The organism is Symbioplanes lichenis (genome assembly GCF_030709675.1).
Lineage (GTDB): Bacteria > Actinomycetota > Actinomycetes > Mycobacteriales > Micromonosporaceae > Actinoplanes > Actinoplanes lichenis.
The window spans coordinates 108,407-128,612 of sequence record NZ_JAUZQD010000017.1; the positions used below are offsets into that span (position 1 = coordinate 108,407).

The 20,206-nt window shown below is 72.6% G+C and carries 23 protein-coding genes; 6 read left to right on the top strand and 17 right to left on the bottom strand.

From position 1 onward, the window contains the following. Positions 1 to 21: 21 nt before the first annotated feature. The 13 genes from RAN62_RS34025 to RAN62_RS34085 form a co-directional block, all read right to left on the bottom strand. Positions 22 to 477 (bottom strand): GNAT family N-acetyltransferase, encoded by a 456-nt coding sequence (locus RAN62_RS34025; protein ID WP_305788947.1) that lies wholly within the window; start codon positions 475 to 477, stop codon positions 22 to 24. After that, positions 474 to 1,958 (bottom strand): ATP-binding protein, encoded by a 1,485-nt coding sequence (locus RAN62_RS34030; protein ID WP_305788948.1) that lies wholly within the window; start codon positions 1,956 to 1,958, stop codon positions 474 to 476. Before RAN62_RS34030 ends, RAN62_RS34025 begins: the two co-directional genes overlap by 4 nt. Before the next feature lie 52 nt (positions 1,959 to 2,010). Continuing rightward, on the bottom strand, positions 2,011 to 2,763 hold the full coding sequence (locus RAN62_RS34035) for a DUF427 domain-containing protein (RefSeq protein WP_305788949.1): 753 nt from the start codon (positions 2,761 to 2,763) through the stop codon (positions 2,011 to 2,013). Next, positions 2,760 to 3,824 (bottom strand): MSMEG_0565 family glycosyltransferase, encoded by a 1,065-nt coding sequence (locus RAN62_RS34040; RefSeq protein ID WP_305788950.1) that lies wholly within the window; start codon positions 3,822 to 3,824, stop codon positions 2,760 to 2,762. Before RAN62_RS34040 ends, RAN62_RS34035 begins: the two co-directional genes overlap by 4 nt. Continuing rightward, entirely contained in the window at positions 3,821 to 4,648 is an 828-nt protein-coding gene (locus RAN62_RS34045) for a carbon-nitrogen hydrolase family protein (RefSeq protein ID WP_305788951.1), read from the bottom strand. Before RAN62_RS34045 ends, RAN62_RS34040 begins: the two co-directional genes overlap by 4 nt. Continuing rightward, on the bottom strand, positions 4,648 to 5,460 hold the full coding sequence (locus RAN62_RS34050) for a carbon-nitrogen hydrolase family protein (protein ID WP_305788952.1): 813 nt from the start codon (positions 5,458 to 5,460) through the stop codon (positions 4,648 to 4,650). Before RAN62_RS34050 ends, RAN62_RS34045 begins: the two co-directional genes overlap by 1 nt. Further along, positions 5,457 to 6,809: an MSMEG_0567/sll0787 family protein gene (locus RAN62_RS34055; RefSeq protein WP_305788953.1), complete on the bottom strand. Its 1,353-nt coding sequence runs from the start codon at positions 6,807 to 6,809 to the stop codon at positions 5,457 to 5,459. Before RAN62_RS34055 ends, RAN62_RS34050 begins: the two co-directional genes overlap by 4 nt. Next, positions 6,806 to 7,858 carry an MSMEG_0568 family radical SAM protein gene (locus tag RAN62_RS34060; RefSeq protein ID WP_305788954.1) on the bottom strand — a complete coding sequence of 351 codons (1,053 nt, stop codon included), beginning with the start codon at positions 7,856 to 7,858 and terminating at the stop codon, positions 6,806 to 6,808. The genes RAN62_RS34055 and RAN62_RS34060 overlap by 4 nt, the downstream gene beginning before the upstream one ends. Continuing rightward, on the bottom strand, positions 7,858 to 8,370 hold the full coding sequence (locus tag RAN62_RS34065) for an MSMEG_0572/Sll0783 family nitrogen starvation response protein (RefSeq protein WP_305788955.1): 513 nt from the start codon (positions 8,368 to 8,370) through the stop codon (positions 7,858 to 7,860). The genes RAN62_RS34060 and RAN62_RS34065 overlap by 1 nt, the downstream gene beginning before the upstream one ends. Before the next feature lie 11 nt (positions 8,371 to 8,381). Then, positions 8,382 to 9,185: an amidohydrolase family protein gene (locus RAN62_RS34070; protein ID WP_305788956.1), complete on the bottom strand. Its 804-nt coding sequence runs from the start codon at positions 9,183 to 9,185 to the stop codon at positions 8,382 to 8,384. Beyond that, a complete protein-coding gene (locus RAN62_RS34075; RefSeq protein ID WP_305788957.1) occupies positions 9,182 to 10,492 on the bottom strand; it encodes an MSMEG_0569 family flavin-dependent oxidoreductase in 1,311 nt (436 codons plus the stop codon). Before RAN62_RS34075 ends, RAN62_RS34070 begins: the two co-directional genes overlap by 4 nt. Beyond that, positions 10,489 to 10,767, bottom strand: coding sequence for an MSMEG_0570 family nitrogen starvation response protein (locus RAN62_RS34080; protein WP_305788958.1), 279 nt, complete (start codon positions 10,765 to 10,767; stop codon positions 10,489 to 10,491). The genes RAN62_RS34075 and RAN62_RS34080 overlap by 4 nt, the downstream gene beginning before the upstream one ends. Before the next feature lie 148 nt (positions 10,768 to 10,915). Then, a complete protein-coding gene (locus tag RAN62_RS34085; protein ID WP_305788959.1) occupies positions 10,916 to 11,428 on the bottom strand; it encodes a hypothetical protein in 513 nt (170 codons plus the stop codon). Between the two features lie 31 nt (positions 11,429 to 11,459). Between RAN62_RS34085 and RAN62_RS34090 the strand changes: the two genes are divergently transcribed. The 3 genes from RAN62_RS34090 to RAN62_RS34100 are packed head-to-tail and all read left to right on the top strand — an operon-like array spanning position 11,460 to position 13,306. Next, positions 11,460 to 12,038 (top strand): lipoprotein, encoded by a 579-nt coding sequence (locus tag RAN62_RS34090; RefSeq protein ID WP_305788960.1) that lies wholly within the window; start codon positions 11,460 to 11,462, stop codon positions 12,036 to 12,038. A gap of 35 nt (positions 12,039 to 12,073) precedes the next feature. Continuing rightward, positions 12,074 to 12,454, top strand: a complete 381-nt coding sequence (locus tag RAN62_RS34095; RefSeq protein WP_305788961.1) for a VOC family protein — start codon at positions 12,074 to 12,076, stop codon at positions 12,452 to 12,454. 30 nt (positions 12,455 to 12,484) lie between these two features. Then, positions 12,485 to 13,306, top strand: a complete 822-nt coding sequence (locus RAN62_RS34100) for a hypothetical protein (protein ID WP_305788962.1) — start codon at positions 12,485 to 12,487, stop codon at positions 13,304 to 13,306. Positions 13,307 to 13,468: 162 nt separating this feature from the next. On the opposite strand, the gene RAN62_RS34105 is transcribed toward RAN62_RS34100, so the two are convergent. Then, positions 13,469 to 13,747, bottom strand: a complete 279-nt coding sequence (locus RAN62_RS34105; RefSeq protein ID WP_305788963.1) for a hypothetical protein — start codon at positions 13,745 to 13,747, stop codon at positions 13,469 to 13,471. Positions 13,748 to 13,860: 113 nt separating this feature from the next. On the opposite strand from RAN62_RS34105, the gene RAN62_RS34110 reads away from it, so the two are divergent. Continuing rightward, complete coding sequence (locus tag RAN62_RS34110; RefSeq protein WP_305788964.1) at positions 13,861 to 14,205, top strand: hypothetical protein; 345 nt, start codon at positions 13,861 to 13,863, stop codon at positions 14,203 to 14,205. 134 nt (positions 14,206 to 14,339) lie between these two features. On the opposite strand, the gene RAN62_RS34115 is transcribed toward RAN62_RS34110, so the two are convergent. The 3 genes from RAN62_RS34115 to RAN62_RS34125 form a co-directional block, all read right to left on the bottom strand. Then, positions 14,340 to 15,338 carry an ROK family protein gene (locus RAN62_RS34115; RefSeq protein WP_305788965.1) on the bottom strand — a complete coding sequence of 333 codons (999 nt, stop codon included), beginning with the start codon at positions 15,336 to 15,338 and terminating at the stop codon, positions 14,340 to 14,342. A 154-nt stretch (positions 15,339 to 15,492) separates the two neighbouring features. Beyond that, positions 15,493 to 16,179: a response regulator gene (locus RAN62_RS34120; RefSeq protein WP_305788966.1), complete on the bottom strand. Its 687-nt coding sequence runs from the start codon at positions 16,177 to 16,179 to the stop codon at positions 15,493 to 15,495. Then, positions 16,176 to 17,411 carry a sensor histidine kinase gene (locus RAN62_RS34125; protein WP_305789076.1) on the bottom strand — a complete coding sequence of 412 codons (1,236 nt, stop codon included), beginning with the start codon at positions 17,409 to 17,411 and terminating at the stop codon, positions 16,176 to 16,178. Before RAN62_RS34125 ends, RAN62_RS34120 begins: the two co-directional genes overlap by 4 nt. Before the next feature lie 146 nt (positions 17,412 to 17,557). On the opposite strand from RAN62_RS34125, the gene RAN62_RS34130 reads away from it, so the two are divergent. After that, positions 17,558 to 19,687, top strand: a complete 2,130-nt coding sequence (locus tag RAN62_RS34130) for an MMPL family transporter (protein WP_305788967.1) — start codon at positions 17,558 to 17,560, stop codon at positions 19,685 to 19,687. 93 nt (positions 19,688 to 19,780) lie between these two features. Next, positions 19,781 to 20,143, top strand: coding sequence for a hypothetical protein (locus RAN62_RS34135; RefSeq protein WP_305788968.1), 363 nt, complete (start codon positions 19,781 to 19,783; stop codon positions 20,141 to 20,143). Positions 20,144 to 20,206 lie beyond the last annotated feature (63 nt).

Genomic DNA, 20,206 nt, shown 5'->3' on the forward strand with positions numbered 1-20,206 from the left:
AACCTTCGATGCATGAGCTTGTCACAGGTGGTGGATCAGCGCGGCGCCCGACGGGGTGTAGCCGTGGCGGGCGTAGAAGCGGACGGCGCCGGCGTTCGCGTGGTGGATCCCGGCGGTCAGGTACGCGATCCCCTGCGCCGCCGCCCAGCGATGCGCCGCGGCCACGAGCCGCGCCCCCGTCCCGTGGCCGCGCGCGGCCGAGTGGACGACCGTGTGGATCTGGGCGGACGGGAGGGGGCGGAGGATCTGGTGGTCCGGGGGCGGCGGGTTGCGGACGATCTCCACCATGCCGCCGCCCGGCTCGAGCAGCACGACACCCCGGGCCGGGTCGGCGAGGAAGGCCCGGAAGTGGCGTTCCACGGCGGCCCGCTCGGGGATCCGGTAGGCCCGGGGGTCGAGGGCCAGGTGCGCCGCCGCGTTGGCCTCGCGCAGGGCGCACAGCTCCGGGAGATCCGTGGCGGTCGCCGGGCGGATCACCGGCCGGTCAGCTCGGTGATGCTCGCCGTCAGGTCGGCCTGGCCGATGGGGTCGACGATGCCGCCCGTACGGGCGTCCTGCATGGCCTTGGCCAGCTGGACCCGGCGCAGGGCCTCCTTGATGTCGGCGCCGGTCATGCCGTGGCTCAGCCGGCCGAGCTCGGCGAGGTCCAGCCCGGCGGCGAACATCGTGAAGCCCGGCTGCTCGTGGGTGGCCGCGAGCTGGGCGATCATCTTGCGGAAGATCTCCGTACGGCCGGTGTCGTCGGGCTTGGGCACGGAGATCTTGATGTCGAACCGGCCCGAGCGGATGAGCGAGTCGTCGACCCGGTGCGGGAAGTTGGTGGTGGCGATGACCAGGACGTTGGGGTTGGCCTCGATGAGGTCGTTCATCTCCTGCTTGAAGATGCCGGCGACGGCGTTGATGGCCTGGCTGGCCGCGTCGCCGCCCGCCCCGGCATAGCTGATGATCGAGTCGAACTCGTCGAAGAGCATCACGGTCGGCACGCGGTAGCGGCGGGCGTCGCGGAAGATCTGCTTGATGTTGCGCTCGGAGCCGCCGAGCCACTTGTCGAGGATCTCGGGCGTGCGGATCTCCCGGAAGTCGGCCCCGATCTCGTTCGCGAGGGCGCGGGACAGCATCGTCTTGCCGGTGCCCGGGGGCCCGTACATGAGGATGCCCTGCGGCCGGCGCGCCCCCCAGCGGGCCATCGCCTCGGGGTGCCGGAACGACACGGCGATCTGGCGCAGCTGGGCGACCACGTCCGCGAGCCCGCCGACCTGGTCGAGGGTGACCTCCTGGGTGGTCGTCGTGACGCGCGGGATGGACTCGCGGGCGACCACGTAGTGCCGTCCCGACAGATCGGTGTCCGAAGGCGCCAGGCTCACGACCACTTGCAGCGTCAGCCGGACCATCGCGGCCAGGTGCTCGGGCGTCACCTCGTCGCGCGGCACCTCGGCCCGCAGCCGCACCAGCGTGCCGTCGTCGGCGTAGGTGACCTGCGCCTGCAGGCCGGCCGCGGCGTCGGCCAGGATGTCGGGCCGGTCGTCGTGCTCCGGCGCCGGGCCGTTCGGGCGATCGAGACCGAGCTTCTTGTACGCCGCCACGGCCGCCGTCCCGACCCCGTCCACGATCTTTGTCGCGATCGGGTCGCCGGCCTTGATCCGCTTGGTGAGCAGCTGCCCGATGGGGTCGTTCCCGAGCACGACCGCCCGGATCCTGTCCCGTTGCGGCGTGCCGTCGTCCACCGTGCTGATCTCGGATACAAAAACGTGCACGGCGTCGCCCGGCGCATCCGCGACCGCCACGCCACCGCCGCCCGTTTTGTCGGCACTGGAGACGGTCAGCCGCACCCGCCGCACGGGCGCCGGGAACGTGGCCCGCCCCAGCAGCTCCACCGGATTCACCCGCGCCGCGGCCAGGATCGTGCCCGCCTCGACGATCTCCACGGTCGCCCCGGCGTACGGGAAGGACTCGGTCATGGGGACCCCCTCTCCCCTCCCAGAGTGACACGCCGGTGCCGCAACGTCCTGTTCAGCGCTCACTGAAGGGGGTGACGGGACGATCGAGGCGCTCGCCGTCCAGGGTGATGTCGACCTCCTCGTTGAAGAAGGCGACCAGTCCCGCGATCGCGGCCACGGCGGGCGCCGGATAGGCGTACGACCAGGCGAGATCGGGATACGACCCGGCGGGCGTCCGCACGGTCCAGTAGTCGCTGGTCCGCCCCTTGTACGGGCACAGCGTCACCGTGTCCGTCCGCTCCAGCACCTCGGCGTTCAGCGCGGTCCGGTCCAGGTAGTAGCGAGGCGGCAGGGTGGTCTCGTACAGGATCACCGGCGCGTGCGACTCGGCCAGCAGGACGCCGTGCTTCTCGACGCGGATGTGGCGGGTCGAGCGGAGGGCGTCCACCCGGGAGTACGGGTTGCGCGGGTGGCCGAAGATCTCCTCGTCCTCCTCGTACCAGTGGTCGAGGGCGTCCCACCGGAAGCGGACCTTCTCGTCGGGATAGACGAGGGCCGCGCCCGGCTTCTCGAGGCCGCCGGCGCGCAGGGCGAACCGGCGGGCCGTACCCTGGTCGGTCTTCTCCTCGGTGTCCTCGTCGACCAGCGTGCCCTCGGTGATGTCGGCGAGCGGGACGTAGTAGGCCGGGAAGTAGGGCACTTCCCACAGATAGACGGCGTGCGTGGTGTCGACGACGGTCTGGCCGCCGAGAAGAGCCCGCACGCGCCGCGGGGAGGGCTCGGTGTGGTTGACCTGGACGGGCGGGCCGGGATATTCGACAGTCATACCTGCCGGTCTACTCCGCCGGGGCCGGCATAGAAAGCCTCGTGGGCGGCGGCGGCCGCGTCCCAGGTGTGGGCGAAGGCCAGGTCGCGTCCCGCCGCGGCGCGCGTGGGATCCGGTTCCTTGATCGCGGTACGCAAGGCGGCGGCCAGCGAAGCCGGGTCGGTGCCGTAGCCCACGGACGGGCCGAAGACCTCGCGCAGCACCGGCAGGTCCCGCACGACCACCGGCACCCCGGCGGCGAGGGCTTCCATCGCGGCCAGCCCGAATCCTTCCTTGGTGGACGGGAACGCGAAGGCCGCCGCGCCCGCGACGATGCCCGGCAGCTCGTCGTGGCCGACCGGGCCGAGCACGACCGGCTCGATCCCGAGGGCGGCGGCGCGGGCGTCCCACGCGGTCCGGTAGTCGCGGTAGTCGAACAGCGTCTCGCCGCCCGCGATCACCAGGCGCAGATCCGGAAGGTCGCGGCGCAGCCGGGCATAGGCCTCGAGCAGGTCGATCGAGCCCTTCCGCGGCTCGATGCCGCCGACAGTGAGCACATAGGAGCCGTGGATCCGGGACGGCTCGGCCCGGGCGAAGCGCGCGGCGTCCACGCCGTTGGGGATCACGGTGGGATCCAGGCCCCAGCCCGCGCGGACCTCCGCGGCCACGGCGGCGGAGACGCAGAGATGGGCGTACGGCCGGACGATCGCCTTCTCGTGACAGGCGGCCAGCTCCGGGGTCGTGAACGTATCCAGGTGGTGAACAGTGCGCACGCACCGGTCGACCGCGTTGGCGCTGATGCAGTCCTGGGCGTGCACGATGTCGTAGTCGCCCGCGAACGCCGCCCGCAGCACCGCGATCGAGCGCAGGATCCGCTCCCCCACCGGCTCGCCGGCCCGGTCGGGGAACGGGACGACGGCCAGCCGTACCGCCGGGGCGACCGGCCGGAAGAAGCCGCCGCCCCGGCCGAGGGTCCACACCGTCACGTCGTGGCCGCGGGCGGCGAGCGCCTCGGCGAGGGCGAGCGTGTGGACCACTCCCCCGCGCGGCCGGGTCGAGTAGGTCAGCAGGGCGATCCTCATGACGCGACCGGGCGGTAGGAGGCCGGCTTGAGCTCGTCGAGGTGGCGCAGCACGCGGCGGGCGGCGGCGATCTCGGCCGCCACGTCCAGCTCGGCGACGGCCAGGCCCGCCTTGGCCCACGTACGGGCAAGGATGTCACCGCCCGGGCCGACCACTTTGGCCTGGCCGAGGAAGCGCATGCCGCCGGCCGCCCCGGTCTGGTTGGCGGACACGACGACGATCTGGTTCTCGGCGGCGCGCGCGCAGTCGTAGAGGTCGAAGAGCCGGGACTGCCGGTCCTGGGAGAGCTTCGGCGCCCGGTTGGTGACGCTCACGGGCCACGCCGACAGGCAGGCCACGATCTGGGCACCGCCGAGAGCCAGCGTACGCGCGGACTCCGGGAACGTCTTGTCGTAGTCGATCAGCATCCCCAGCCGGCCCACCGGGGTGTCGAACGGCGTGAAACAATCGCCCGCCCGATAGACGGTGACCTCGGCGGCGGGCAGGTGGACCTTGCGGTGCCGCCCGAGGACGCCGTCGCCGGTGAGACAGACGGCGGCGTTGTACCGGTCGTCGCCGTCCGCCTCGCAGTAGCCGACGCAGACGACCAGGTCGCGGGCCATCGCGGCGATGCGATCCAGGATCGGGTCGCCGGGATCCAGTGCCGGCGGAAGGGCATCCGGATCGGGGTGCCGCAGATCCGCGAGGTAGCCCCCGATCGCCGCGTCCGGCAGCACGAGCAGCGCGGCGCCGGCCGCCCGGGCATCGTCGATGAGCTTGCCGATGCGCCCGAGGTCGTACTCGACGTCGCGGCCGAAATGGGCGGCGGCAGCAGCGATCCGCATCATCTATAGGTTTCCGGGCGGCGGTCGCGGAGGTGTCCCATCGAGCGGCGGGCCGTGGCCAGGGCCCGGGCCACGTCCACCTCGGCGATCGCCATTCCCGGGGCGTACCCGGTGGTGGCCAGCACGTCGCCGCCCGGATCCACGATCTTGGCGCTGCACACGAAGCGCAGCGAGCCGAAGGTGCCGGACTGGTTCGCCGACAGCCACACCACCTGGTTCTCCAGCGCCCGCGCGCGGTCGAAGAGGTCGAAGCGGCGGGTCCAGCGATCGTCGGCGAGATCCGCCGGAGCATCGGTACGGCTCCCCGGCCACGCCGACACGCACACGATGATCTCCGCGCCGTCCAGTGCCAGCGAGCGCGCCGACTCCGGGAACGCCTTGTCGTAGCAGATCAGCATCCCGATCCGCCCGACCGGCGTGTCGAAGGCCGCGAACGAGGATCCTGAGCTGTAGCTGGCGTTCTCGCGCAGCGGCTGGTGGACCTTGCGGTGCACCCCGAGCACCCGCCCGCCGCCGACGGCCACGACACTGTTGAACCGGCGGTCGCCGTCGGCCTCGCAGAAGCCCGCGCACACCACCATGTCCCCGGCGAGCCCGACGAGCCGCGCGATCTCCGGCCCGTCCACCCGCAGGGCCGGCGGAGGCGCCGCCGCACCGTCCAGATCGGCCAGATAGCCGCCGAGTGCGGCCTCCGGCAGGGTCAGCAGGTGGACGCCCTCGGCGCGCGCGGCGCCGATCAGCTTCTCGACGCGTGCGAAGTCCTGCTCCAGGTCGCGGTCGAAGGCCTCCGCGACCGCCGCCACCTTGATCATGCCTGCCCCAATCCCGTGACGCCGCCCTCGACGGCGTCGGTGAGTTCTCCGTCCGGCCAGCGCAGGCGGACCCCGCGCCCGGCCACGAGCTCGCCGCACGCGGCGGTGACGGCGGGCCCGGCCGGGGCGGTGCGCAGCTCGCCGGCGGTCAGCATCGCGAAGCCCGGGAAGCACGTGAGCCAGTCGCCGGCCGACGCTCCGGCCGGGCGCGGCACCGCGGCCACGTCCAGCACCGCCCCGCAGCCGCTCGCCTCGGCCAGCATCCCGAGGGATCCCGCGATGCCCGCCATGGACACGTCCTTGGCCGCCCGGGGTCGCGCCGCGGCGACGAAGCCGGTCATCGCGCGCAGCTCCGCGGGCGACCGGTGGCTCGTCGAGTCCCATTGGCGGCCTTGGTATCCCGGCCGCCACCCGCCGCCCAGGTCGGCGGTCAGCCGGATCCGGTCGCCGGGCCGGCCACCCCCGCCGGGGACCGGGTGCGCTGTCCGCCCGAGCGCCGTCGCCGACAGGGCCGCCGGTACGCCCAGCTGGGTGTGCCCGCCGAGCACCGGGATCCCGTACGCGTCCGCGCCGCGCCGCACCCCCGCGAGCACCCGCGCGACGAACGCCGCGTCCCGCCCGGCCACCGCGTCGAGCAGCCCGACCGGCGTGGCGCCCATGGCCGCCAGGTCGTTCACGTTGACCAGGACCGCACACCAGCCGGCCCACCCGGGATCCCGTTCCACCATGGACGGCAGGATCGCGTCGCACGCGGCGACCAGGTCACTGCCCGGCACGGGAGCACCGTCGTCGCCCGCCCAGCCCGCCGGCGTCAGGCCCCGGACCAGGTCGCCCAGCGGATTCTTGGTCGCCGCGGCCAGCGCCTGCAGCCGCCGGACCGGCCATCGCATCAGCGCGTGGGGCTGCCCGGCCACGGACACGTCCCGGATCCGCTGCCAGCCCAGGCGGCGGAACATGGTCTCCCACCGCCGCTGGACGGTCGCCTCGAAACGCAAAGCACCGGCGCCCTCGGCGTAGGCGCAGGCCGCCCGGACCAGCGCGGGCCCGATCCCGTGGGCGCCCCGGACCGCCGGGTCCACGACCAGCCGGCCGCCCACCCACCAGCCCAGGTCCGGGCCGCTGTCCACCGGACCGACCCGGACGCCGCCCAGCGTGGTCCCGTCCGCCGCCCGGGCGACCAGCACGACCGTACGCGGGTCGGCGTCGCGGTCGTCGAGGTCGTCCCTGGCGAACAGTCGCTGCTCGTCGACGAAGACCTGCCGCCGCAGCCGGTGGTAGTCGCGCCGGTCCGCGTCCGGCGAGATGACGAAGGTCGGGGTCCCGGTGAGCACCGGCGCCAGGTCGGTCATCCGCCGGCCGCCTGCAGGACGCCGCAGGCACCACAGGCCGCGCAGCCGGCCTTCTGGTCGGCGCCGAGCATGCCGGCGTCCCGGAGCAGGGCGGCGACCCGGGCGCTGACGTCGCGGACCAGCGACGGTGCCGGGGCGGGGATCCCGTCGCGGCGGGCCAGGGTCCCGGCCATCGGGCGGAAGGGGACCACGAACGGGTAGACGCCGCGCTCGATCAGCGCCGCCGCACCCGCCACGAGCTCGTCGGGATCCTCGCCGAGGCCGATGAGGAGATAGGTGGACACCTGGTTGCGGCCGAAGACCTCGACCGCGCGGTCCCAGGCGGCCTCGTACTCGGCCATCGGGACGGCGCCCTTGCCCGGCATCCACTCCCGGCGGATCCGGTCGTCGAGCGACTCGACGTGGATCCCGATCGCGGCGGCGCCGGCGTCGTACAGGTCGTCGATGGTGCGCAGGTCGCCGGGCGGCTCGATCTGCACCTGGATCGGCAGGCCGGGCACGGCGGCGAGGACGGCCCGCACCGAGCGGACCAGGTTGCGGGCGCCACGGTCGAGGCCCGTGGTGGTGCCCGTGGTCATGACCATCTGCGTGATGCCGTCCAGCCGGACCGCGGCCTCGGCGACCTCGGCCAGCTGCGCGGGCGTCTTGGCCGCCACGGTCGCCCCGGCGCGCAGGGACTCCTCGATCGTGCAGAACCGGCAGCGCTGCTCCTCCGCGTACCGGATGCAGGTCTGCACGACCGTGGTGGCCAGGACGTTCGTGCCGTGCAGGCGGGCGATCTGCTCGTACGGGATCCCGTCCGCCGTTCTCAGGTCGTAGAACTTCGGCCGATGCACGACGCGGAGGCTGAGGCCGGTGTCCACCTCGCCGAGCCAGACCTTCTCGTCGCGGACCTCGTACGGGGAAAGGGTGTTGATCGGCAGTGCCGCATGTCGGCCGTCGACGATGACATGCCCGTCGTCGCTGGGACCGGCCCCGGCGGGGCGGCGCACGGGAGTGGGCACCCGCACGCCGCGGACCGCGAGGTCGGCATGGACGTCGAGCGACATCAGAACATGTACGTGCTGTTGATGATGGCGCCCTTGCGGGCGTAGTGGATCAGCGCGTCCTGCACGTCGAGCGGGTGCGTGGGGATGACGCCCTCGATCAGGTCCTCCTCACGAGCGCCGTGCAGCGACAGGCCGAAGCGGCAGGCGTAGACCTTGCCGCCCTCGGCGATGAACGTCTTGAGCGAGTTGTTGATGTTGTGCTCGCCCGGGAAGGCCGAGTTGCCCGTGGTCGGGAAGCCGCGCGTGGCCAGGGCGTTGAGCGAGCCGGGGCCGTAGAAGTAGATCGCCGACTCGAAGCCCTTGCGCAGCGCCCGGGTGGCCTGCAGCACCGCGACGAAGCTGACCGACGACTCGTGCGCGATGCCGTGGACGAGGGTGAAGTAGCTCTCGCCGTTCTCGGCCTTGTAGTCGGGGAAGACCTTGGTGCCGCCGTAGATGCTCGAGCCCTCGGGCAGCGACGGGTGCGGGATCTCGTTGAGAGACTGGGTCTCGAGGTCGCTGAGGTCGGTCATGGTGGGGCCCCTTATCCGTAGAGTTTCTCGAAGGTGTCGTGCAGGAAGGCCTGCTCGAGCGTGGTGCTGCCCACGGCGGCGCGCAGACGGGCCAGCTCGCCGGCGTGGTCGCCCCACGGCTCGTCGCTGGCGAAGAGCACCCGGTCGTGGCCGAGGCCGCGCCGGTCGATCTCGGCGGCGAGCCAGCGCGGCGCGAAGCCGATGGCCCACGACAGGTCGGTGTAGACCTGCTTGCCCGCGGCGATCCAGTCGAAGAAGCGCGAGCCGATCAGCTTGATGTGGCCGCTCATCCCGCCGCCGAAGTGGACGAGATGGATCCGGACGTGGTCGCCGTACCGGTCGACCAGGGATCCCACCCGGTCGATGTCGGATGCGGCGCCCGGCGAAGTGTGTACGTGGACGACCAGGTTGTGCGCCCGGGCCGCGGCGAAGACCGTGTCCACGCCGGGATCGTCGACGCTCCCGCCGAGCAGGAAGCTCATCTTGAGCGCCCGGACACCCGGCTCGCCGGCGTTGCGCAACGCCTTCTCCGTGCGGTGGGCGTCTTCCGCCCGGGCGGACACCCACAGGCCGGCGCGGATCCGATCGTCGCGCTGGGCGGCCTCGATGACGAGGTCGTTGAATCCAAAAGCCACGTCGGGATCGGGGACGCCGTAGTTGGGCAGGATCAGCGCCCGCTCGGTGCCCTCCCGGTCCAGATCTTTCAGCAGCTCGTCGATGGTCGCTCGCGCGGTCACGTCCGGCTGCACCGGCGGACCGCCATAGAAGGGGTACGCCGGGAGCACGCCCAGATGACGATGGGCATCGTTCGTCACGCCGCCCACCTCTCCAGATCGGGATACGTCTCGGTCGGCGTGCCCGCGAGCCAGCTGACCTCGTCCGTGACCCGTTGCCGGCGGGCCGCCGTGATGCGCTCCGCCAGATAGAGCGCGTCCCGGGACACGCCGGCGAACCGGCCCGACCCCCAGGTGTACTGCCACGGCAGCCCGAGGAAGTACAGCCCGGGGCAGCTGGTCACACCGCGCTCGTGCGTCGGGTAGCCACGGCCGTCGAAGACCGGCACCTCCACCCAGCGATGGTCACGGTGGAACCCGGTCGCCCACACCACCGCGCTCAGCCGGGCGGCGGGAAGTGCATCCACCGGCGCCGCACCGGGATCCCAGACGGGCACGTAGCGGGCCTCTGCCGGCGCTGCGATCCCCCGGGACTCGATGTGGCGGTCGATGGCGTCCTTGATGCCCTCGGCCACGGCGTCCGCCCGGTCCAGGTTCGCCCGGAGGTCGTCGCCGAAGGTAAGCGTGCCGTCCGCTATGGAGCGCAGGCGGCCGTACAGGTGCATGCCCTGACTCGCGAAGAGCCGCAGGTCGATGTCGCGGCCCCCGTCGCGGCCGGTCATGTAGTGGTTGGCGCGCAGCCGCACCTCGTCGGCGTCGCCGAACTCGTCGATGCCCTTGCGGTAGTGGCCCATCTCGTCGAGCCACGCGAGCGTGTCGCGCCCCCGGTAGCGGCGGGCCGCACGGGGCGCACTGCCGACGGCGAGGTGCACTGTCCTGTTCGCGAGATGGAGATCCTCCGCGATCTGACAACCGGACTGGCCGGTGCCGACCACGAGCACCTCGCCCTCCGGCAGCTGCGCCGGGTTGCGGTACTGCGAGGAGTGCAGCTGGGTCAGGCCCGCGGGCAGCCGCTCGGCGATCCGGGGCACGGCCGGGTTGTGGTACGGCCCGGTCGCCACGACCACCTGGTCGGCGGTGCACCGCCCGGCGCTCGTCACCAGCTCGAAGTGGTTCGCCAGGCGGCGCAGCCGGGTCACGGCGACGCCCTCGGCCAGCGGCGGGTCGAAGGAGGCGGCGTACTTCTCGAGGTGGCCGACGACCTCCGGGCCCGGCATGAACCCGTCCGGGTCGTCGCCGGCGTAGGGCCATCCCGGCAGGTCGCACTGCCAGTTCGGCGTGACCAGGCAGAAGGAGTCCCAGCGGCGGGTACGCCACTCGTGTCCGACGCTGTTCTTCTCCAGCACGACGTGGTCGATGCCGCGCTGCCGCAGGTACCAGCTCATCGCGAGCCCGGCCTGCCCGCCGCCGATCACGGCGACCGTGTGGTGCGTGTCCGCGACGTTCACGCGCCGACCCCCAGCACCGTGACGTCACCGGCGGGGAAGCGGGCCGCGTGCGCCTCGATCGCCGCGAGCGAGCGGGCGGCGTTGCCGCAGGGGAAGCCGTACGCGGCCTGCACGCGATCACTCGCGATGGTCAGCGCCTCGCGGCTGCGGGTCAGGAAGTCGGCGACCGGGAGGGACTGGCCGGCCTGGAAGTAGTCCTCGACGACCGTCGAGGGCGAATAGATCCTCTGCTCCGGCCCGCCGGGCCAGCGCACCGTCACAAAGCGCTCCGGCATGGCTCTCACCTCGCCGTTCTGAGGGGTGGTGAGAGCCAGTCAAAGGATGATCGATGTCGGCGAGGTTTCGTCCGGAACAACCGGGCGTTGAATAGTCCTCACTTGGAGTGGCCGTTTCCCGCCTGTTACGGGAAACGGCCGGCGAGCGTCAGTCGAACTCGGGGTCCACCCCGACCTTCTTGCACGCGGCGTCGAGCTTGAGGCCGGCCTTCTCGAAGCCCGCGCTGTCGCTCGCCGCCGCGGGGTCCGCCGCCTTGGCGGATTCCGCGGTCACCTTGGCCACCTCGCGCAAGGCCCGGGCCACCTCGCTGTCGCCCTCCGGCGTCGCAGCGGTCAGGTCCTTCCCGAGGTCGGTCAGAATCGTCCGGAACATCTCGTCGGCGTCGTCCCCGCCGCCCTGCAGCGCCTTGGTGAGCTGCTCGGCGAGCTCGGCCTTCATCTCCTTGCCCGCCGTCTTGACGGTCTGGCAGGCCTCCTTGTCGCTTTGGTCTCCCCCACCGTTCTTGTCGCCGGCCGGGGCGGACGAGGTGGCGGCAGCGGACGTGGCGGCGACGGTCGCGGGGGCGTTCTCCGCCTCGGTCTCCTCGCCACCACCACAGGCGGCGAGAGCGAAGGCGGCAGCAAGGACAGGAGCAGCAGTAAACATACGAAGGCGTTTCACAGCTGCGCAGCGTAGTGGATCATGGCAACTCGTGACCCCTCGTTTTCTCCTCCCCGCCGCACTCCTTCTCCCCCTGGCCGCTTGCTCGGGTTCCCCCGCCGCCGCGCCTTCCGCCGCCCCAACACCGCCGGCCGTCACTGTCGGCGGCCCGGGCTCGGCCTGCGAGCTGCCGGTGACGCTCGGCGTCGCGGACTCCTGGAAGCCCAAGGCCGTCTCCTTCGCGGCGGACGATCCCTTCGCCGAGCTCGCCCGCCGCGGCCCGCTCACCATGGCCTGCGAGATCGACGCCAAGCCCGCGGGCAACATCGGCTTCCTGCGCGTCTGGACCGGCGCCGGCCAGGACCTGCGCCCGGCCCTGCAAGCCTTCATCGGTACGGACGTCGTGTCGCCGCAATTCACGGACGTCACCATCGGCGGCAAGCCCGGCGTCGAAGTCGTCTACCAGAGCAAGAGCCAGCTCGACGACGAGCTCGAGAAGGAACGCGCCTTCGCCGTGCCGACGGCCGAGGGCATGGTGGCGGTCGTCCTCGACAGCTTCGACGACACCGAGCACGAGGAGATGCTGCCCGCGTACGAGCTGGCGAAGTCCACCCTCACCGTGACCGGCTGACCGCCCCCACCAGACCGGGCCGTTAGGGTTCTCGCATGGCAGCGCGCATCACCGAGCTCGTCCTGGACGCCCGCGATCCCGAGCTGCTGGCCCGGTTCTGGTGCGAGATCCTGGGCTACGCCGAGATCGACCGCGACGGCGACGACATCGAGATCGGCCCGCCCGGCACCGGATTCGGCGGCCCCCAGCCCACGATCATCCTGAGCCGCTCCGACGACCCGAAGACCGGCAAACTCCCCCTGCACATCGACCTCAACCCCACCGACCGCGACCAGGAGGCAGAGCTCGAACGCCTCCTGGCCGCCGGCGCCCGCCCCGCCGACGTAGGCCAGACCGGCAACGAATCCTGGCACGTCCTCGCCGACCCCGAAGGCAACGAATTCTGCCTCCTCCGCCGCCGCGTCCCGCCCGTGTGACCGCCCGGCATTCAGTGCGTCGCGCCGACCGTGGCGGCGGGCCCGGCCGACGGTGAGCACTGCCTCGGCCGCCTGCCCGCGGATCTCAAGACGCCAGGTGGAATCCATCACGGGCAGGCCGGACGGACCCTCCACGCGGGCGACATCTGCCGTTGCGCGGGTGATCTGACGCTTGCGCTTCGCGACGAACATGGTGCGATCATCGGCTCGGCCACTGTCCATCCGGGACGTATCTCCTGGGAACGACAGACTTTCCGTAATGACATTCTTGGTCGAAACGATGGTGCCTTGCGGCTCATGCTCGCCCGCGCGGGCGTTCCTGGTTCGTCCCGGGCCCTGCTGGACGACTTGCTCACCGCTCTCGACCGGAGAGAAGGTGCAGTGCAGTTCCGGCCCGCGGGTGATGCGGCAGCTCTGCGATCCCACCGCGTTCCGCCGGCTCTGTGGGCCGTATCGGGGAATCTCTCGGGTGAGCAGGCCGCCGGTGTCGACGACGAGCTGGTGGACCGTTGGACGGAGCGGCTGGTCGATGTGCTCGGCGACACGCGCAAGGCCGTTCGCCAGGTCTTCGAGTGGGTGGGGTCCGCGACGTGGCCGGCGGAAGCGGTTGCGGGCGACGGTCAGCTCGCACGTCGGATGCTGGAAAGGTTCAGCATGAGCGACGTCGCAGCGGAGCTGCCGTTGCTGTCGGAGCCGCGGCAGCTCATGGGCGCCGTGGCATGGGCCGCCTTTCAGCAGGACGACGCCTCGGTCATGGGTGCCGTGGGACCAGCGCTGACCGGCTTGCTGGCACGGTCACGGATGGCGGGCACTTGGACTCCGCGGACGGCGGGAGCAGATTCAATGGGGTAGTTGCCGATTCAGCATCTGCGAAAGCGCACGTTCAGGATCGCTCGCCGGCCGGCCCGCGGATCTCGACTCGCCAGGTGGCATCCATGCCGGGCGCGTCGAGCGGACCGTCCACAGTGCAGCCGCTGTCGGCCGGCTGCCGATCGCCCCAGGAGCCGGGGGCGCTCATTGCGAACAGGACGTCGCCCGCAGAATCCATTCGCAGCTGAGTTCCCTGCAGGAAGAGTCGCCGATGCCGGCGGGCACCAGGTACAGCTCCCGGACGATCTTGCTTGCGTGAGCTGCGGTGACGGCTGTACGACGTGCGCTTTCCTGCGCCGCCGACTCCTGCGTTGTTCCAGCGGCCGGGCGGGAAGCGGACGGATGAGCATGCGCCGGCGCGGCGGCACCTACGAGTGCGACATTGATGAGTGCCGTGAAGGCGCCAACGATGACCTTCTTCATAGCGAGCCCCTCAGCGCCTTGACGGAGGCCCGGTGCCGGGCCGTGAGGTTCGGCAACCTTGAACTCCTCGGGCGGGGGCCTTCGCCGGTGCTCGGGTGTGCCAAGATCGGTAAGTGAGCTACGACCTGGCGGTGTGGGACGGCGACCGACCACCCGGCGACGAGGCTGCCGGAGAAACGTACGAGTCGCTGTTCGACCAGTACCTGGAAGCCGACGGTCCAACTCCACCGACGGCTCGGGTCCGCGCCTACGTTTCCGCAATCACGAAGCGCTATCCCGACACTGAGCCGGACAGTCCTTGGTCCAGTTCACCGATCGTCGACGACGCTGCCGGTCCGATCGTCTACCTCACTATGAGCTGGAGCCGGTGCGAGGAAGTTTCGGCGGCGGCGGCACAGCTTGCCGCGGAGCATGGCCTCGTTTGTTATGACCCGCAGATGGAACGGCTGCGACCGTAGTCGCAGGTCGCCGTCCTGGGGCTCGGCCCGGCGTTCAGTCAGGTCGGCTCGACAGCGAACGGTCAGCGGGCGCCGGGGACCAAGGGCCGGCCTGTCGAAAGGGCGGGCACAGCGAGCGGTCCCGGCGCGCTCGGTCAGGAGAGGGCGCTGCCGGTGCTGCGGGCGCTCAGGATCAGCGCGGCGGCGCCGAGGGCGGTGGACATGCCGGCCAGGGCGGCGGGTTCGACGGTGAGGGGGGCGGTGGCGACGGGGAGGGCGGTGCGGTGGAGGCTGGCCCGGATGGGGTCGAGGAAGAGGTCGCCGGCGTCGGTGAGTTCGCCGCCGATGAGGATGCGGTCGGGGTTCCAGACGTTGACGACGGTGCCGAGGGCTTCGCCGAGGTGGCGGCCGGCGGTGGTGACCAGGTCGCGGGCGAGGGGGTCGCCGGCTCGGGCGGCTGCGGCCAGCTCGGTGAGACCGGGCCAGGGGCGGCCGGCGGCGTGGGCGCGGCCGAGGATGACGGCGCCGCCGGCGTACTGTTCGAGGCAGCCTCGGTTGCCGCAGCGGCAGGGGTCGCCGGCGCGGTCGAGGGTGACGTGGCCGATCTCGCCCGCGGTGCCGGCGGCGCCCCGGTAGAGGACGCCGTTGATGACGAAGCCGGCGCCGATGCCGGTGGCCGCCTTCACGTACATGAGGTTGCGGCTGGTGCGGGCCCGGCCGAAGATGTGCTCGCCCAGCGCGCCCAGGCTGGCGTCGTTGCCCGCGGTCACGGGGACGCCGTCGAGCGCGGCGCCCAGGATCTCGCCGGGGACCAGGCCCGCCCAGGCCGGCAGCCACGTGTCCGAGCCGATCCGGCCGTCGAGGGTCAGCGGCGCGGGGACGGCGAGGCCGGCGCCCAGCACCGCGCCCGGGGTGAGGCCGAGACCGGTCAGCAGCTCGCGGGCCAGGGCGGCGGCCTCGCGGAGGACCTCGGCCGGGCGGGTGTCGGCGTCGGCGGAGGCGGACACGGCCCGCGACGCCAGGATCTCCTGCCCCGCGCCCACGACGGCGACGCGCAGGTGGCGGCGCGCGACATCCGCGCCGACGGCCACGCCGTAGGAGCGGGCGACGGCGGGCGGCCGGAGAACCTGCGACGGGCGCTTCTCGGCGGGCATGCGGTCGATTGTCCTGGTAGCGCCCCCGGCCCACGCACCGGGGTGCGGCCCGGCGGTCCCGGTGCGCGCACCGGGACGCGGCCCGGCGGTCCCGGTGCGCGCATCCGGAAGCGGCCCGGCGGCTATGGAAGCGCTCCCGGAAGCGGCCCGGCGGCTATCGAAGCGCACCCGGAAGCGCGTCGCCCTGGCGGACGAGGCCGCTCTGGTACGCCAGGACGACCAGCTGCGCCCGGTCGCGTACGCCGAGCTTGGTCATCGCCCGGTTGACGTGCGTCTTCGCGGTCAGCGGGGAGACGAACAGCCGCTCGGCGATGTCGTCGTTCGAGAGGCCGTGCGCCACCAGGACCAGGATCTCGCGCTCACGCTCGGTGAGCAGGTCGAGCCCCGGCGCCGTCCCGGCGGGCGGGCGCAGGCTGGTGAGGAAGCGGCTGACCAGCCCGCGGGTGGCCTTCGGCGACAGCAGCGCCTCGCCCGCGGCGACCACCCGGATGGCGTGCAGCAGGTCCTCCGGGGCGACGCCCTTGCCCAGGAAGCCGCTCGCGCCGGCCTGCAGGGCGAGCACGACGTTGTCGTCGTTCTCGAAGGTGGTGAGCACCAGCACACGCACGCCCACCAGGTCGTCGTCGGCACCGATCCGGCGGGTCGCCTCCAGGCCGTCCATCCGGGGCATGCGGATGTCCATCAGTACGACGTCCGCCCGCTCGCGCCGCGCGAGATCGATCGCCTCCCGGCCGTCGCCCGCCTCCCCGACCACGGCGAGCCCCGGCTCGGAGTCGATGATCATGCGGAAGCCGGCCCGGATGAGCGCCTGGTCGTCCGCGAGCAGAACCCGGATCGTCACGCCGGCTCACCCTTCAACCGGCGCAGCCCGAAGCCGAGCGGCTCGCAAGAGGGCTCCGGGGAAGACGGCAACGGCGAAGGCGACGCGAAGGACGCCGTGGGCAGAACGGCATGCACCCGGAACCGCCCGTCGCCAAGCGCACCGGCCGTGACCTGCCCGCCCGCGGACGTGGCCCGCTCGCGCATGCCGACGAGGCCGTAGCCGGTGCCGGACTGGTCGAGACCCGCGCGGACGTCGTTGGTGACCTCGACGATCACGCCGCTGGGCGCGTACTCGACGAGCAGATCGGCCACCCCGGTACCGTACCGGTGGGCGTTGGTCAGGGCTTCCTGCACGATCCGGTACGCCGCCAGGTCCACGACGGCGGGCAGCTCGCGGACCTCGCCGCGCTGCTTCGAGCGTACGCGGAAATCGGTGGAAGTGAGCCCGGCCACCAGCTCGGGCAGGCGCGTCAGTCCCGGGGCCGGCTCGGTGCTCTCCGCCTCGCCCTCGTCGCGCAGGACGCCGACCACCGACTGGATCTCGCGCAGCACCGTGTCGGACGCCTCGCGGATGCGGCCCAGCACCGGGCCGACCTGCTCGGGGCGGCGGGGCAGCACGTGCGCCGCCGCGCCCGCCTGCACGCTGATCACCGCGATGTGGTGGGCGACGACGTCGTGCAGCTCGCGGGCGATGCGCATGCGCTCGTCGAGGACCCGGCGCCGCGCCTCCTCCTCGCGGGTCTGCTCGGCGCGGCGGGCGCGTTCCTCGACCTCCCGGATGTACGCGTGGTGCGAGCGCTTCGCGTCCCCGGCGGCGGCCGCCATGAAGATCCAGGCGACGGGGCCCAGGGTCGCGAACCGCCACCAGTCGTCGACCGCGACGACGAGCCCGGCGACATAGAGCGCGGCGGACGCGGACACCGCGCAGATCCAGCCCTGGCGACGGCCCTCGTGCGCGGCGATGGCGAACGTGGTCACGCCCAGCGCCGCGATCAGCCCGTAGTTGCTCACCCCGTTGAGGATCGCGCCGACCGAGGCCACGGTGATGACGCCGAGCGCGAAGAGCGGCTTGATCCGGCGCAGCAGCACGCCCACGAAGGCGCTCAGCGCGACGAGCGTGTCGCCCACCGCGGGATGGCCGTCGACCGCCGCCTTCTTCATGACCGCGAAACCCAGCACGACGGCGAGCAGCAGATCGAGCAGGATCGGCCGCTCCAGCTCCCGTTTCCACGCCTGGACATCGCTTCGCATCACCCTTGCACGGTACGCGGCGCGGGGTGCCCGTACGTCGTCCGCGCGCAGTAGCCGGGCTCCGGCGCCCGTACGACGAACGCGGTAGCCGGGTGTCTACGGCCGGACGACGCTTTCGGCCCCCGATGCCAGAAGGGTTCTGTGCCATGGCTACCTACCTGTACCGGCTCGGGAAGCTCAGCTTCCGCCGCCGCCGACTGGTCCTGGCGCTGTGGCTCGCGGTGATCGCGGCCCTCGGCGCCGGGGCGTTCACCCTGAGCGGGCCGACCGCGGACAGCTTCGAGATCCCGGGCACCCCGGCGCAGGAGGCCCAGGACCTGCTCGCCGCCCGGTTCCCGCAGGCGGGGGCCGGCAACGCGCAGGCCCGCGTCGTCTTCGCCGCCCCGGCCGGCACCCGGCTCTCGTCGGAGCGCGCCGCGATCGAGGAGACCGTCGCCGAGCTGCGCAAGGGCGCTCAGGTCGCCGACGTGACCGACCCGATGCAGGCGGTCAACCCGACCGGGACCGTGGCGTATGCCCAGGTCACGTACAAGGTGCAGCCGCCCGGCCTGACCGAGGCCGACCGGGAGGCGCTCACCGGGGCCGGCGACCCCGCCCGGGCCGCGGGACTGACCGTCGAGGCGGGCGGCGACGCGCTGCAGACGCCGGTCGAGATGGGCGCGGGCGAGGTCATCGGCTTCGGCATCGCCGCCCTGGTGCTGCTGATCACCTTCGGCTCGCTCGTCGCCGCCGGGCTGCCGCTGCTCACCGCCGTCTTCGGGGTGGCCGCCGCGATGGCCGGCGTCCAGATCCTCAGCGGCTTCGTCGACCTCAGCAGCAACACGCCGATCCTCGCGCTGATGCTCGGGCTGGCGGTCGCGATCGACTACGCCTTGTTCATCGTGTCGCGCTACCGGCACGAGCTCGCCGCCGGGCGTACGCCCATCGAGGCCGCCGGGCACGCGACCGGCACCGCGGGCTCGGCCGTCACCTTCGCCGGGCTGACCGTCGTCATCGCGCTGGCTGCGCTGGCCGTCGTCAACATCCCGTTCCTGACGCAGATGGGCCTGGCCGCCGCCGGGGCGGTCGTGGTGGCCGTCGTGATCGCGCTGACCCTGCTGCCCGCGATGCTGGGCTTCGCCGGGCCGCGGGTCGCCAAGTCGCGGCGGGTCTTCCGGGGGGCTTCTCCCGCTGGGCGGCGGTGGGCCCAGCTGGTGACGCGGCGGCCGGTGCTCTGGACGGTCGCGTCGGTGCTCGGGCTGCTGGTCGTGGCGATTCCGGCGCTGGACCTGCGACTCGGGCTGCCCGGCGACAACGTGGCCGGCCCCGAGACAACCCAGCGGAAGGCGTACGACCTGCTGGCCGACGGATTCGGACCGGGCTTCAACGGGCCGCTCGTCGTGGTCGTCGACGCCGCCGGGGCCGATCAGGCGGCCGCCACCGTGCGGTCGCTGCCCGACGTCGCCATGGTGACCCCGCCCGTGGTCAACCCGGCCGGGGACACCGCGATCCTGCAGGTCGTCCCGGCCAGCGGTCCCGACGACGCGCGGACGACCGACCTGGTGCACGCCATCCGCGACAACGGACTGGTCGTGACCGGCCTCACCGCCGTGAACATCGACATCGCCGCGCGGATGGGTGACGCGCTGGGTCCGTACCTGGCAGTGATCGTGGTCCTGGCGTTCCTGCTGTTGACCTTGCTCTTCCGGTCGCTGCTCGTGCCGGTGAAGGCGATCGCGGGCTTCCTGCTCAGCGTGGTCGCGACGTTCGGCGCGGTGGTCGCGGTCTTCCAGTGGGGCTGGCTGGCCGACGTCTTCGGCGTCGCCGCGACCGGCCCGATCGTCAGCATGATCCCCGTCCTGTTGATCGGCATCGTCTTCGGCCTGGCCATGGACTACGAGGTCTTCCTGGTCAGCCGCATGCGCGAGGAACACGTCCACGGCGCGTCCCCCCGCGACGCCGTCGTCAACGGCTTCGCCCACGGCGCCCGCGTCGTCACCGCCGCCGCCATCATCATGATCAGCGTCTTCGCCGGCTTCGTCCTGGCGCCCGACCCCACCATCAAGTCCATCGGCTTCGCCCTCGCCGCCGCCATCCTCTTCGACGCCTTCGTCGTCCGCATGACCCTGGTCCCGGCCGTGATGACGCTGCTCGGGCGGCGGGCGTGGTCGCTGCCGCGCCGGCTGGACCGCATGTTGCCGGACGTGGACGTGGAGGGCGAGCGGCTGCGGGCCCCGGAGGCCGTCACCCCGTCGTCTCCCTCGTCGCCGTCTGACCTGGTGGGAGCGGGCCGGTAGTTCCGCTGGTCCGGTGGCCGGTCGCCCCCCTCGCCGGGGCGGCCGGCCACGCTGCATCCGGATCTGTGCCGACCGACCCTTATGCTGCCCGGCGTGGAGTCCCACCGGCCGTACGAGAGCCGCGACCTCGAGCTCGGCGCCGCCCTCCGGTCCTGGGCCGACCGGCAGCCGGCCGACAGCGACTGCACTGTGGACGGTCCGCTCGACGCGCCCGGCATGGATCCCACCTGGCGAGTCGAGATCCGCGGGCCGGCCGGCGAGGCGATCCTGAACCTGTTCTACGGTCCGGTCGTCGACGTCACCGCCGTTCGCCGGACGGACCTTTTCGTCGGCGGCGCGGAGGACCTGACGCCCGCCGAACTGGTCGCCATGGTCGACGACCTGCGGCAGGCGACCCAGGACGGGGCCATGCCGGCCTGGTTGCGCCGGATGCCGTACGACGGTCCGGCGCACTGAGCGCTTCCGCCTGCTGAGCACGCCGGCAACTTGGCCCGGCTCATATCGGACCCTGGTCCTGCC